Source organism: Burkholderia sp. E168m22, assembly GCF_001319805.1.
Classification (GTDB): Bacteria; Pseudomonadota; Gammaproteobacteria; order Burkholderiales; family Burkholderiaceae; genus Burkholderia; species Burkholderia orbicola.
In genome coordinates this window covers 43,531-56,315 of record NZ_BBSK01000155.1, presented here as the reverse complement: position 1 = coordinate 56,315, position 12,785 = coordinate 43,531, and the positions used below count along the sequence as shown (strand labels likewise).

12 protein-coding genes are annotated in these 12,785 nt (G+C 70.2%); 4 read left to right on the top strand and 8 right to left on the bottom strand.

Translation table 11 applies throughout. The features are described 5' to 3' along the window. The 5 genes from AP428_RS34125 to AP428_RS34105 all read right to left on the bottom strand — a co-directional run. On the bottom strand, positions 1 to 497 hold a 497-nt coding region (locus tag AP428_RS34125), incomplete at its 3' end, for a LysR family transcriptional regulator (protein WP_156349371.1). A gap of 103 nt (positions 498 to 600) precedes the next feature. Next, the gene (locus AP428_RS34120) at positions 601 to 2,862 is read right to left on the bottom strand and encodes a molybdopterin cofactor-binding domain-containing protein (RefSeq protein WP_011545669.1); all 2,262 of its coding nucleotides are present in this window, start codon (positions 2,860 to 2,862) and stop codon (positions 601 to 603) included. Continuing rightward, entirely contained in the window at positions 2,862 to 3,362 is a 501-nt protein-coding gene (locus AP428_RS34115; RefSeq protein ID WP_006498476.1) for a (2Fe-2S)-binding protein, read from the bottom strand. The genes AP428_RS34120 and AP428_RS34115 overlap by 1 nt, the downstream gene beginning before the upstream one ends. Beyond that, entirely contained in the window at positions 3,359 to 4,645 is a 1,287-nt protein-coding gene (locus AP428_RS34110) for a cytochrome c (protein WP_054928685.1), read from the bottom strand. Before AP428_RS34110 ends, AP428_RS34115 begins: the two co-directional genes overlap by 4 nt. A gap of 337 nt (positions 4,646 to 4,982) precedes the next feature. After that, positions 4,983 to 5,255 carry a UBP-type zinc finger domain-containing protein gene (locus AP428_RS34105; RefSeq protein WP_041489316.1) on the bottom strand — a complete coding sequence of 91 codons (273 nt, stop codon included), beginning with the start codon at positions 5,253 to 5,255 and terminating at the stop codon, positions 4,983 to 4,985. 228 nt (positions 5,256 to 5,483) lie between these two features. Here AP428_RS34105 and AP428_RS34100 point away from each other — a divergent pair, with 228 nt between their 5' ends. Continuing rightward, positions 5,484 to 6,755: an NAD(P)/FAD-dependent oxidoreductase gene (locus tag AP428_RS34100; protein WP_041489211.1), complete on the top strand. Its 1,272-nt coding sequence runs from the start codon at positions 5,484 to 5,486 to the stop codon at positions 6,753 to 6,755. 25 nt (positions 6,756 to 6,780) lie between these two features. Here AP428_RS34100 and AP428_RS34095 read toward each other — a convergent pair whose 3' ends face one another. Both AP428_RS34095 and AP428_RS34090 read right to left on the bottom strand, forming a co-directional pair. Next, entirely contained in the window at positions 6,781 to 8,217 is a 1,437-nt protein-coding gene (locus AP428_RS34095) for an efflux transporter outer membrane subunit (RefSeq protein ID WP_011545666.1), read from the bottom strand. Continuing rightward, positions 8,214 to 9,242 carry an HlyD family secretion protein gene (locus AP428_RS34090; protein ID WP_011545665.1) on the bottom strand — a complete coding sequence of 343 codons (1,029 nt, stop codon included), beginning with the start codon at positions 9,240 to 9,242 and terminating at the stop codon, positions 8,214 to 8,216. The genes AP428_RS34095 and AP428_RS34090 overlap by 4 nt, the downstream gene beginning before the upstream one ends. An 83-nt stretch (positions 9,243 to 9,325) precedes the next feature. Here AP428_RS34090 and AP428_RS34085 point away from each other — a divergent pair, with 83 nt between their 5' ends. Next, entirely contained in the window at positions 9,326 to 10,906 is a 1,581-nt protein-coding gene (locus tag AP428_RS34085) for an MFS transporter (RefSeq protein WP_011545664.1), read from the top strand. A 91-nt stretch (positions 10,907 to 10,997) separates the two neighbouring features. Here the strand turns inward: AP428_RS34085 and AP428_RS34080 are convergent, their stop codons facing one another. Next, entirely contained in the window at positions 10,998 to 11,819 is an 822-nt protein-coding gene (locus AP428_RS34080; protein ID WP_226292203.1) for an alpha/beta fold hydrolase, read from the bottom strand. Here AP428_RS34080 and AP428_RS37630 point away from each other — a divergent pair. Together AP428_RS37630 and AP428_RS34075 are read left to right on the top strand one after the other, a co-directional pair. Further along, complete coding sequence (locus AP428_RS37630) at positions 11,800 to 12,219, top strand: hypothetical protein (protein ID WP_226292202.1); 420 nt, start codon at positions 11,800 to 11,802, stop codon at positions 12,217 to 12,219. The two genes, AP428_RS34080 and AP428_RS37630, sit on opposite strands and share 20 nt — an antisense overlap. Before the next feature lie 126 nt (positions 12,220 to 12,345). Then, on the top strand, positions 12,346 to 12,777 hold the full coding sequence (locus tag AP428_RS34075) for a DUF3331 domain-containing protein (protein WP_011545662.1): 432 nt from the start codon (positions 12,346 to 12,348) through the stop codon (positions 12,775 to 12,777). Positions 12,778 to 12,785 lie beyond the last annotated feature (8 nt).

The following is a 12,785-nucleotide window of genomic DNA, read 5'->3' as shown; positions in this document are numbered from 1 at the left end:
CACGTGCAGGTGGTCAGGCTGCCGATCCGCTTCGCGATCATCCCCGAATCGTCGAGCGCGCCGATGCGCACCACGCAGTCGACCCCTTCGCCGACGAGGTCGATCTGCCGGTCGGTCACGCCGAGTTCGAGCATGATGTCCGGATGGGCGTCGAGAAACGCCGGCAGCGCGGGCACCACGACCTGCTTCGCCATCGCGGGCGGCAGGTTCACCTTCAGCCGGCCGCGCGGCACGTTGCGGGCCTGCGAGACCGACGCCTCCATGTCGTCGATCTCGCGCAGCACCGCGACGGAACGTTCGTAGTAGGCCTGACCGTCCTCGGTCAGCGAGATGCGCCGCGTGGTGCGGTTCAGCAGCCGGCAGCCGAGATGCTGCTCGAGTGCGCTCAGCAGCGCCGACACGCGCGGCGTGGTGAGGCCGGTCGTGTCGGAAGCGCGCGTGAAGCTGCCGGTTTCGACGATGCGCGTGAACACGCGCATCGAAAGCAAGGTATCCATCGTCGGAAGTTCTCCAGCCGGTCGGCATGCGGCGCCGGTGCGTGCCGGCGCCGTCTTGTCTCATGTCGGATATAGGGTGTCGCGTAGCGGGGTGACCGACCCGCTAGGCGTCGATGCGCTTTCTCAGCGCGTCGCCGGCGAACGGCATTTCGCGCATGCGCTGCCCGGTCGCGTCGAAGATCGCGTTGGCCAGCGCGCCGGCGGTCGGCCCCATCGACGCCTCGGCCGCGCCGAGAAACGGCGCGCCGGGGCGATTGACCAGATGGACCTTCACGTTCTGCGGCACGGCCGAGAAGCGCAGGATCGGATAGCTGCTCCAGTCGAAGCTGCGAATCCGTTCCGTGTCGTACTTCAGCGCTTCGTACAGCGTCCAGCTCGCGGCCTGCACGATGCCGCCCTCGATCTGGTTGCGGATGCCGTCCGGCGACACGATCTGGCCCGCGTCGACGGCGGCTTCCGCGTGTTCGAGCGTCACCTGGCCGGTTTCCGGCACGACCGACACCTCGACCGCGATCGCGACGTAGGCCATCAGGTTCTTGTACTTGCCGAACGCGAAGCCGACGCCGCGATTGCGCGCGCGCGGCGGCCGCGGCCAGCCGAAGTGCTTCGCGGCGAGCTGGATCACCTGCCGCGCGCGATGGTCTTCCATGTGACGCAGCCGGAATTCGACCGGATCGACGCCGGCCGCGCGCGCGAGCTCGTCCATGAAGCTCTCGATCGCCCAGATGTTCGTGTGCGCGCCGAGCGAACGCATCGCGGACGTCTGCAGCGGCATCGTCGGCGAGAAGTTGTTGACGATGTGCTGGTTCGGCAGCGCGTACAGCGGAATCGCGTTGCGGTCGCCGCCGCCCTCCGGTTGCAGCATCGGCGTCGACGGCGCGGGCACGAACGGCGGCTCGAGCATGCGCGCGGGCAGCAGCCGGCCGGCGTTGACGATCCGCTCGTTGTGCGAACTGCTCCACAACGCATAGTTCCAGTCGACGATGCGGCCGCCCGCATCGAGCGACGCGCTGACCTCGGTCACCATCGCGGGTGTGAAGTGATCCCACGTGTGTTCCTGTTCGCGCATCCATTGCACGCGAATCGGCTTGCCCGGCATCGCAGCGGCGATCAGCGCGGCGTGCGCGGCCGCGTCGTCCGCCGCGTTGTGGCCGTAGCAGCCGGAGCCTTCGGTGTGAATGCAGCGCACGCTCGCCTTCGGCATCGACAGCATCTCCGCGAGCGCGTCGCGCAGCGGGTAGACGCCCTGCGAGTGGGTCCACACCGTCATCATCCCGTTCTCGAGATGCGCGACCGAACACGACGGCCCGATCGACCCGTGCAGCAGGTAGTTCTTCAGGAACGTCGCATTCAGCGTCTTCACGGCCGGCGCGGTGGCCGCATGCGTGTTCGCTATCTCGATGCGCTGCGTCGAGATCCGTTTCAGGTCCGCGTGCACGGTGCCGCGCTCAGGCAGCTTGCGGCCCGGCGACCAGCGGCAGCCGGCGGCGAGCGCGCGCTGCGCGACCACCGCCTGCCACTCGCCCTGCGCGACCACCGCGAGCATGCTGCCGTTGCGCACGATCCGCACGACGCCGGGCAGCTTCAGGATCGCGGCTTCGTCGAACGACAGCAGCGTCGCGTCGTACACCGGCGGCATCACGACACGTGCGTGCAGCATGCCGGGCAGCTGCATGTCCTGCACGTAGCTGACGCCGCCCGTGACCTTGTTCGGGATGTCGACGCGCGGCAGCGACGTGCCGATCACGGCGAACGTCGCCGGGTTCTTCAGCGGCGACGTGGGCGCGGCATTGCGATGCAGGTCGACCGTGCGGATCGCGTCGCCGTAGGTCATCGTGCGGCCGTCGGGCGCCTTGATCACCGCGTCGGCGGTCGTCAGCACGCCCGGATCGACGCCGAAGCGTTTCGCCGCGCCTTCCACCAGCAGCGCGCGCACCTGCGCGGTCGCGTTCAGCAGCGCGGAGCCGCTGTCGGCCATCGTATGGCTGCCGGCGGTCAATCCTTCGTCCGGCGACGCGCCGGTGTCGGCGGTCAGGAACGTGATCAGCGACGGCTTCATGTCGAGTTCCTCGGCGGCCACCTGCAGCAGTGCGGTGCGCACGCCGGTGCCGAGCTCGACCTTGCCGGTAAACACGGTGACCTTGCCGTCGGGCGCGATCTTGACCCACGCGTCGAGCAGCGGATTGGTCTTCAGGCTGCCCGCGAGCGCCTGGGTGGCCTTCGCCACGTGCACGGCCGCACCTTCGTCGGCGATCACCAGCTGCGCGGCCGCGCGCGACGCGGGCGCGAGACTGAACGTGACGAACAGCGCGCCGGAGACGATGAAATGCCGGCGGCCTTCGTCGATGTCGTCGTGGGAATTCATCACAGCCCCTTGCTGATCGTGACGGGAGCGGAAGCCGGTTCGGGAGCCGGCAGCCCCGCGACCGAGCGCACCGCCGCGAGAATCCGCATGTGCGTGCCGCAGCGGCACAGATTCGGTTCCATGTGCGTGCGCAGTTCCTGTTCGGTCGGCTTCGGATTGCGTTCGAGCAGCGCCTGCGCGCGCATGATCATTCCGGCGATGCAGTAGCCGCACTGCGCGGCCTGGTGCTCGATGAACGCGCGTTGCAGCGGGCCCGGATGCTCGGCGGTGCCGAGGCTTTCGATGGTGCGCACGCTGCGCGCACCGACCGCGGCCACCGGCATCAGGCACGAGAAGGTCGGCTTGCCGTCGACGATCACGGTGCAGGCGCCGCATTGGCCGAGGCCGCAGCCGAACTTCGCGCCGTGCAGGTGCAGGTCGTTGCGCAGCGCGTACAGCAGCGGCGTGGACGGATCGATGTCCAGCGTGTGCCGCACGCCGTTGACGGTGAGGGTAATCATCGTGCGGTGTCCTCTTTTCTGAGCTTTGCGGCCATCGCGTCGACGCCCGGCCATGCGGGACGATCGGTATAGGTCTCGCGCACGTACGCGGCGAGATCGGCGATCTGCGCGTCGTCGTACTGGTCGATGAACGACGGCATGTAGTTGAGCGTGTCCTCGCCGTGCCAGCCGATGCCGTTGAACATCATCTGGATCGCGTTGCGCGGCGTATCGGCGTTGACCGCCGTGCTGAACGAAAGCGTCGGCCGCTCGCCGATCGACTGCATCGGCGCGGCCGGCCCGTGGCACTGCGCGCACGACGCCTGGAACAGCGTCGCGCCGCGTTGCGCGGCCGGCGTCGTCGCGGCGCGTTCGACCGGCTTCGCGGCGGCGGCCGCACGCGCATTCGCCGGCTTCTGGATCGACAGGATGTAAGTGGCGATCGCCTCGACGTCCTCCACCGGCACCGTCGCGAGGTCGCGCGTGACCGGCAGCATCGGCCCGGCCGCCGCGCCGTGCTCGCTCGCGCGGCCGGTACGCAGGTAGGTGACGAGCTGCGCCTGCGTCCACGGCCGCGCGGCCTGGCCGAGCGCATTGAGCGGTGGCGCTTCCCAGCCGTCGACGATGCCGCCGTCGAATGCGCGGCCGCGCTGCTCGCCGCCGATCGCATTCAGCGGCGAATGGCACGACGCGCAGTGGCCGAGCCCGTCGACGAGCATCCTGCCGCGGTTCCATTGCGCGGACTGCGCGGGGTCCGGCTGATACGCGCCTTCGCGCAGGAACAGCACGTTCCAGAACGCGACCAGCGGGCGGAAGTTCAGCGGAAAGATCAGGTCGTTGGCGGGCGCCGTCGCGTGGACCGGTTCACGCGTCATCAGGTACGCGTACGCGGCGGCGATGTCGTCGTCCGACATCCGCGTGAAATGAATGTACGGAAACGCCGGGTAGAGCGGCTGGCCGTTGCGGCCGATGCCGGTGCGCAGCGCCCGGGCGAACGCATCGCGCGACCAGCGGCCGATCCCCGTTTCGGCGTCCGGCGTGATGTTGGTTGCATAGATCGTGCCGAACGGCGTCGCGAGCGGCAGCCCGCCCGCGAACGGCTTGCCGTCCTTCGCGGTGTGGCACACGATGCAGTCGCCGAGCGCGACGACGCGCGCGCCGGCGCGCACCAGTTGCGGATCGAACGACGCGGGAGCGGGCGGATCGATCGGCGCGATCGACGGCCGCACCATGATGCCGATCGCGACCGCGAGGCCGACGACCGCAATGCCGGCCGCGCCGAACCAGAGTCGTTTGTGCTTCATGCGCGCTCCATGCGACGCGGTGCGCCGCAAGTGATGCGAGGCGCGGCGACACCGGACGATGCGGGTCGGCCGTGCGGGGTCGTCCGATGCGGCCGCGAGCGTGTTGCCGAGCGGCGGTGATTGGCGGCGGGGATCATGTTGTCACTCCAGCAGTCGATAACGGGCGCAAGTGCCGTTCTGCGCGGCAGCTCATGAACGGCAGTCTACGCAGAGGCCGCCACCCTTGCCTGAAGCGGCGCTGAAACGTTCTGAACGGTGTCCGGCCCCGGATCGGCCGGGGGCTCGGCGCCGGGGCGGACGACGTGCGCGTTACGTCACGACCACCGCGCACGTCGCGTCACGACGGAATCTCGCCCGCGACGACTTCGTCCGCGTAGCACCAGATCCAGCGCTCGCCGGGCTCGATCGAGCGGACGAGCCGGTGGCCGGTGTCGTGGAAATGCCGGCTCGCGTGGCGATTCGGCGACGAGTCGCAGCAGCCGACGTGCCCGCAGATCAGGCACATCCGCAAATGCACCCAGCGGCTGCCCGATCTGATGCATTCCTCACAGTAGTCCTTGTCGGTGTCGAACACGCGTGCTTCGTCGAGATGCGTACAGGCGTTGGCCATCTTGCGCTCCGATGCCGGCGCGGGAGCGACGCTTGCGACGGGCCGGCGCGAGGCCGCAAGCGGGACGGATACGCGACATTGTGCGGCGTCGCGGCGCGGCCGGACCTTAATTGTCATGAAGCGGCCCGCGCGGCGCGTGCCGGCGGCGTACAGTCGCGGATGCGTCCGGCCGCGGCACCGCCGCACCGGCCGGACCGCATTCGACATCGACATCATCGGGAGGCGCTCATGGAGCAACCGCAACACGTGCGGATCGTCGGCCTGCCGCGCAGCCGGGACGCGTACGCGATCCGCGATTTCCTGCAGCGGCGCATGATCGCGTACGACTGGTGCGAGCTGACGTCGGACGCTGACTGCGCGCAGGTGCTCGGCATCGCGCCGCTTCGCGACATCCGGCTGCCGGTCGTGATCTTTCCGGACGGCTCGCGCCTGTACCAGCCGACGCTGGCCGAGATCGCCGCGCGGCTCGGCTGGGTCGCGCGGCCGCGCTTCGTCGAATACGACGTGTCGATCTACGGCGCGGGACCGGCCGGGCTGTCGGCGGCGGTCTACGCGGCGTCCGAAGGGCTGCGCGCGGTCGTGATCGAGCGCGGCGCGATCGGCGGGCAGGCCGGCACGAGTTCGCTGATCGAGAACTACATGGGCTTCCCCGACGGCATCCCGGGCGCGGAGCTTGCCGAACGCGCGCGCGAGCAGGCGGTGAAGTTCGGCGTCGAGCTGCTGACGATGCGCGAGGGCGTGCATGCGACGTTCGTCGACGGCAAGATCCGCGTCGAGCTCGCCGACGGGTCGATCCTGATCGCCCGCGCGAACATCTGCGCGACCGGCATCGAATATCGCAGCCTCGGGCTGCCGGAGGAACCGGCGTTTCTCAACGCGGGGCTGTTCTACGGCGCGGGGTCGAGCGAAGCGCCGATGTGCGCGGGCGAGCAGGTGTTCATCGTCGGCGGCGGCAATTCGGCCGGCCAGGCCGCGATGAATTTCTCCCGGCATGCGCGCCAGGTGACGATGCTCGTGCGCGGCGCGTCGCTCGCCGACACGCTGTCGCGCTACCTGATCGACCGGATCGAACGCACGCCGAACATCGAGGTCCGCTACCGGTCGAGCGTCGCCGCGCTGCACGGCGACGGCTGGCTCGACGCGATCGAGCTTCGCTCGGCGGACGGCACGCGCGAACGGCTGCCGGCCACGCGCCTGTTCGTGTGCATCGGCGGCGCGCCGAATACCGACTGGGCGAGGGACACCGACATCATTCGCAATCCGGACGGTTATCTCGTCACCGGCGGCGATCTGTACGATTGTCCGGCGTTCGAGCGCGTATGGCCGCTCGAGCGCCGGCCGTACCACCTGGAAACCAGCGTGCCGGGATCGTTCGCGGCCGGCGACGTGCGATCGGGCTCGGTCAAGCGCGTCGCGTCGGCGGTCGGCGAAGGCGCGATGGCCGTGACCTTCGTGCACCGGTTTCTCGGCGAGGATGCGCATCGGCTCGCGCGCGCGTGACGCGCTCGCGGGCCGTTCGATGCGTTCATCGCGCGTCGGCTTGCGTCGCGTCGCGCAACCCGCCCCGGCCGGCGTGCGCCGGCGGCGTCCACCCGCCGCCCAACGCACGCACGAGGCTCACCGTCGCGACGGCCAGCGCCTGCCGGCTGTGAATCAGCTGGCGCCGCGCATTCAGTGCGTCGCGATCGGCGTCGATCACTTCCAGGTAGCTGACGTAACCGTGCGCGTAGCGGCTCAGCGATAGCCGCGCCGCCGCGTCCGTCGCGCGCGCCGCACTGTCGTAGCGCACGATCCGTTCCTTTTGCGCGGCGATGTCGTTGAGCGCGTCCTGCACGTCGCGCAACGCACCGATCGCGGTCGCGCGATAGTCGGCGTCGGCGACGTTCGTGCCGGCTCGCGCGGCGGCCACCGCGGCATCGCGCTTGCCGCCGTCGAACAGCGTCAGCGCGACGTTCGCGCCGAGACTCCACAGCGAGCTGTTGCGGTCGAGAAACGAGCGCAGGTCGCGGGTGGCGAAACCGCCGTCGGCGGTCAGCGTCAGCGTCGGCAGCCACGCGGTGCGCGCGATGCCCAGCTCGAGCGACGCCGCATCGGCGCGCCGTGCCGCCGCGAATACGTCCGGGCGTTGGGCGAGCAGCGCGGACGGCAATCCGGCCGGCACCTCCGGCACCTGCACGGGCACGGCGCCGGTATCGACGTCGAACGCGGTCGGCGACACGCCGGTCAGCACCGCGAGGGCGTCGACGAGGTTCTCGCGCAGCCGGCGGCTTTCCGCGAGATCGGCATGCGCGGTATCGAGATCGGCCGACGCGCGCAGCCCGTCGAGATCGCTCGCCGCGCCGGCCCGCACGCGGGCGGCGATCACGTCGAGCGCGGTGCGCCGCAGCCCGATCGCGCGCACGAGCGTCACGAGATCGTCGTCGACGTAGCGCAGCGTCAGGTAGTCGACGGCCACTTCGGTCGCCACCCGCAGACGCACCGCATCGCGATCGGCCGCCGCCTGCAGCAGGTTCTGTTCGCCGACGTCGGCATCGCCGCGCAAGCGGCCCCATAGATCGACTTCGTAGCTCGCGGCGACGGGCACCGACCAGTTGTGCATCGTGCGCTTCGGCAGCGCGTTGTCGACCGTGCCGGACACCCGCGTGCGGCTGAACGACGGGTCGACGCGCACGGTCGGCGCCAGCGCGGCTTCGCGCACGCCGAGCAGCGCCTGCGCCTGGTCGACGCGCGCGGCCGCCGCGCGGATGTCGAGGTTGTGCGCGAGTGCGGCGTCGACGAGGCGGCCGAGTTGCGAGTCACCGAACCACGCCGGCCACGCGGCGAGCGACGGTGCGTGCGCATCGGTCGCCGGATCGGCATGACGGAACCGGTCGGTTTCGACCGGGACGGGCGCGAGCGGCTGCGGCGCGATCGAGCACGCGGCCAGCAGGCTCGCGGCGAGCAGGGCGAAGACGCGCGTCATCGCGATTCGCTGCCGGGTTGCAGTGTGACGACGACCGACAGCCCGGGCCGGATGCGCGGCTCCGTCGCGGCGGGGCCGTCGAGCAGGATCTTCACGGGCACGCGCTGCGTGACCTTCGTGAAATTGCCGGTCGCGTTGTCGGGCGGCAGCAGCGCGAACTGCGCGCCGGTCGCGGGCGACAGGCTGTCGATGCGGCCGCTGAACGCGCGCTCCGGCAGCGCATCGAAGCGCAGTTGCACGGCGTCGCCGGCGCGCACGTGCCGTAGCTGCGTCTCGCGGAAATTGGCGACGATCCACGGATGCGGCTCGACCAGCGTGAGCAGCGCCTGGCCGGGCGCGACATGCTCGCCGGTCTCGACGGTCTTCTTGCCGACGTAGCCGTCCGACGGCGCGACGACCGCCGTGTAGCCGAGTTGCAGCAGCGCGTCGCGCAACTCGGCGTCGTTCTGGCTCGACGCGGCCTCGGCGGCCTGAGCGGCGGCGAGCGCGCTGCGCCGTTGCGCATCGGCCGCCGCGACGCGCGCGCGGGCCGACTTGCGGGCGGCGTCGGCCGCATCGAACTCCTGCTTCGACAGGCCGCGCGGCGTCTCGCGAGTCAGTTCGCGTGCACGGGCGTAATCGAGTTCGGCCTTTTCGGCATCGGCGTGCGCCGACACGAGCGCCGCGTCCGCCTGCTCGATCAGCGCGCGTGCGCGGCTCGCATCGGCATGCGCCTGGGCGACGCGGGCGCGCTGCGCCGCGACGCGCACGTCGAAGTCGCGCCGGTCGATCTGCACGAGCGCGTCGCCCGCATGCACGAACTGGTTGTCGTCGACGAGCACATGCTCGACCGTGCCGGCGACGCGCGGCGAGATCACGTGCAGATGGCCGGTCACGTACGCGTCGTCGGTGCCGCGATCGCGTGCGTAGAACTCGTACACGAGCAGTGCGACCAGCAGTAGCGCGATCACGGCGATCGCGACGACGGCCAGTCGCCGGGAACGCGCGGGCGCAGCGGGCGATGGCGCGGGGGTGGGTGGGGTCATGATCGGCAAACTCCATCGTACGGGCAGGATTTGACGCACCGCGTTATGCTTGCGCCAGCTTGACAGGCGGGAGCCGCTCGACGATGAACACGACGTTCGCCACCGGCAGTGCCGTGCCGGCGCCGGCCGCAGGCCCGGCCTCCGACATCCCGACGTTTCGGTCGATCGCCGCGATCGCGGCCGTGCTGCTCGGCGCGATCATCGCGACGCTGACGTCGCGCATCACGTCGCTCGGGCTGGCCGACGTGCGCGGCGCGCTCGGGATCGGCTTCGACGAAGGCGCGTGGATCAACACCGCGTTCACCGCGTCGCAGATGTTCGTCGGGCCGCTCGCGATCGCGGCGGCCTTCATGTTCGGCACGCGCCGCGTGCTGGTCGCGGGCGCCGTGGTGTTTCTCGGCGCGGAAACCGTGCTGCCGCTGTGCACGCAATTCGGCGCGTTCATCGTGTGCCAGGCGATCGCGGGGCTCGCGTCCGGCGTGTTCGTGCCGCTGACGGTCGGCTTCGTCGTGCGCACGCTGCCGCCGCGGCTGATTCCGTTCGGCATCGCCGCGTATGCGATGAATCTCGAGATGTCGCTGAACCTGTCGGCCACGCTCGAAGGCTGGTACAGCGAACATTTGAGCTGGCGCTGGCTGTTCTGGCAGAACGCGGCGCTGACCGTGCCGTTCATCGCATGCCTGATGCTGTCGCTCGCCGACGAGCCGATCAAGCGCTTCGCGTCGGGCATCGATGCGCGCGGGATGCTGCTCGGCGCGGGCGGGTTCGCGTGCCTGTGCATCGCGCTCGACCAGGGCGAGCGGCTGTTCTGGCTGCAGTCGCCGCTGATCGTCGCGTTGCTGGCCGCGGGCATCCTGATGATCGCCGCGTTCCTGATCCACGAACTCGCGTCGCCGCGCGCCGGGTTGGATCTCGGCTACCTCGCGCGGCCCAACATCGCGCTGCTGATCGTGCTCGTCGGCCTCGTGCGTTTCACCGTGCTCAACACGAGCTTCATCCCGTCGCTGTTCCTCGCGAGCACGTACGGGCTGCGCCCGCTGCAGATCGGCGACACGCTGCGCTGGATCGCGATCCCGCAACTGCTGTTCGCGCCGTGCGTCGCGCTGCTGCTGCAGCGGGTCGATCCGCGCCGGCTGATCGTCGCCGGCTTCGCGATGGTGGCGATCGCGTTCGCGCTCGGCTCGCGGCTCACGCCGGTGTGGGCCGAGCCCGACTTCATTCCGTCGCAGCTGCTGCAGGCGCTCGGTCAGACGATGGCGCTCACGTCGGTCATCTTCTTCTTCGGCAAGCACGTGACGGCCGAGCACGCGTTGACGTTCGGCGCGGTCGTGCAGGCGACGCGCCTGCTGAGCGGGCAGCTCGGCACGACGTCGATCGCGGTGATTCAGCGGATCAGGGAGGCTACCCATTCGAATCTCGTCGGTCTGCATGTGTCGCTGTCGGATCCCGAAACGCTCGAACGGCTGCGGGCCGGCGCGGCGTCGCTGGTCGCGCATGGCGCCACGTTCGCGACCGGCAACCAGGCGGCCTATGCGCTCGTCGATCGCGCGGTGCGCGTGCAGGCCACGACGCTCGCGCTGGCCGACAACTTCCGGGTGGCGATGGCATTCGCGCTCGCCGGCGCGCTGCTCGGCATCCTGCTGCGCCCGGTGCGGGCGCCGTAAGTGTGGCACCGGGCGGCCTGAAATTTCCTGAAAAGTCCTGAACGGCGCGTCCGTCGCGGCGGCATGCGCGCCGCCGCGACGGACCGCGTGCTTACGCCTGCAGGAACGCAAGCAGCTCGGCGTTGATGCGATCGGCGTTCACGACGCACATGCCGTGCGAGCCGCCTTCGATCACCTTCAGCACCGCGTGCTTCACGATCTTCGACGACAGCCGGGCCGAATCGTCGATCGGCACGATCTGGTCGTCGTCGCCGTGCAGCACGAGCGTCGGCACGTCGATCTTCTTCAGGTCGTCGGTGTAGTCGACTTCCGAGAACTCCTTCACGCACAGGTACTGGCCGTGGATGCCGCCCATCATGCCCTGCGACCAGAATGCGTCGATGGTGCCCTGCGACACCTTCGCGTTCGGCCGGTTGAAGCCGAAGAATGGCACGGCGAGATCCTTGTAGAACTGCGAGCGGTTCTCCGCGACGTTCTTGCGGATGCCGTCGAATACTTCCATCGGCAAGCCGCCGGGATTGGTCGGCGACTTCACCATCTGCGGCGGCACCGCGCCGATCAGCACCGCCTTCGCCACGCGCTTCGTGCCATGGCGGCCGATGTAGCGCGTAACTTCGCCGCCGCCGGTGGAGTGGCCGACGAGCGCGGCTTCGCGCACGTCGAGCGCGTCGAGCAGCGCGGCGAGATCGTCCGCATACGTGTTCATGTCGTTGCCGCGCGACGGCTGGCCCGAACGGCCGTGGCCGCGGCGGTCGTGCGCGATCACGCGATAGCCGTGCTGCACGAGGAACAGCATCTGCGCGTCCCACGCGTCCGCGCACAGCGGCCAGCCGTGCGAGAACACGACCGGGCGGCCGCTGCCCCAATCCTTGAAGTAGATCTGCGTGCCGTCCTTGGTGGTGATCGTGTTCATCGTGTGCGCTCCTGAGTGGGCCGAAGAGGGGCTGTGGGACGGCGTGCCGGCCGCGGCCGCCATGGCGGGCAGCGCGGCTGCGGCAACGGCCGTCGCGCCGGCGAGCAGCATGTCGCGGCGGCGGGCCGACGAAACGGCGTCGGTCTGTTCGGGATGCATCTGGACTCCTGAGGTATGCGGCGGCGAGGCCGCACGGGATGGTGGATCGGTGGCGGCTGGTCGCGGCCATCCCGCCCGGCAGCCGGCCGGCGTGCGCCGTCGCGCGTCGATGGTGGCGCGCGGACGAACGAATGCCGTCGGGAGCGTAATCCGGCGCGGTGCGCGCCGTACTGAAATCCGGCTGAATTCTCTTGAACGCCGCGGCGCCGCCAACGGATTTGCCGCACTGCAGAAAAATTAAGGCCGCGACCGGGACTCTTCAGCGAACGGCGGCTATCGTCAGCATCGGGTCATCGGCACACGTCGCGCGCCACGCGAACGGGGCCGACCGGCCCGCGCCGCCCGTCACCTGCCTGGATAAGCCGCCATGGACGCCTTCAATCGCTGGGAGCACATGATCACGTCGCTCGGACCGCTATCTGCCACGGGCGTCCGGATGCCGCCGCTGCCGCGCACGCGAGAGGCGGACGGCTCGCGTCGCCCGCATCGGGACGATGCGCCGGTGCCGTCGAGCGGCGACGTGCGCCGCCGCAGCGCGATCGTCGCCGTCGAGCGGCAGACCGATTCGTCGATGCTGGTGTCGTGGAGCGATCCGACGCGCTGCCGCTACGACGAACAACGCTGGATCAGCGCGAAGGCGCGCCGGCTGGCGCGCTGCGCGCTCACCGGGCAACCGATCCGGGTCGGCGACGCGATCTACAAACCCCAGTGGCGCGGCGAGAAACGCCCCGCGAACTGCCGCGAGATGGTGCTCGCGACGGCGCTCGAGCAGTTCGTCGCCCGGCAGTCCCGGGCATGACGCGCCGC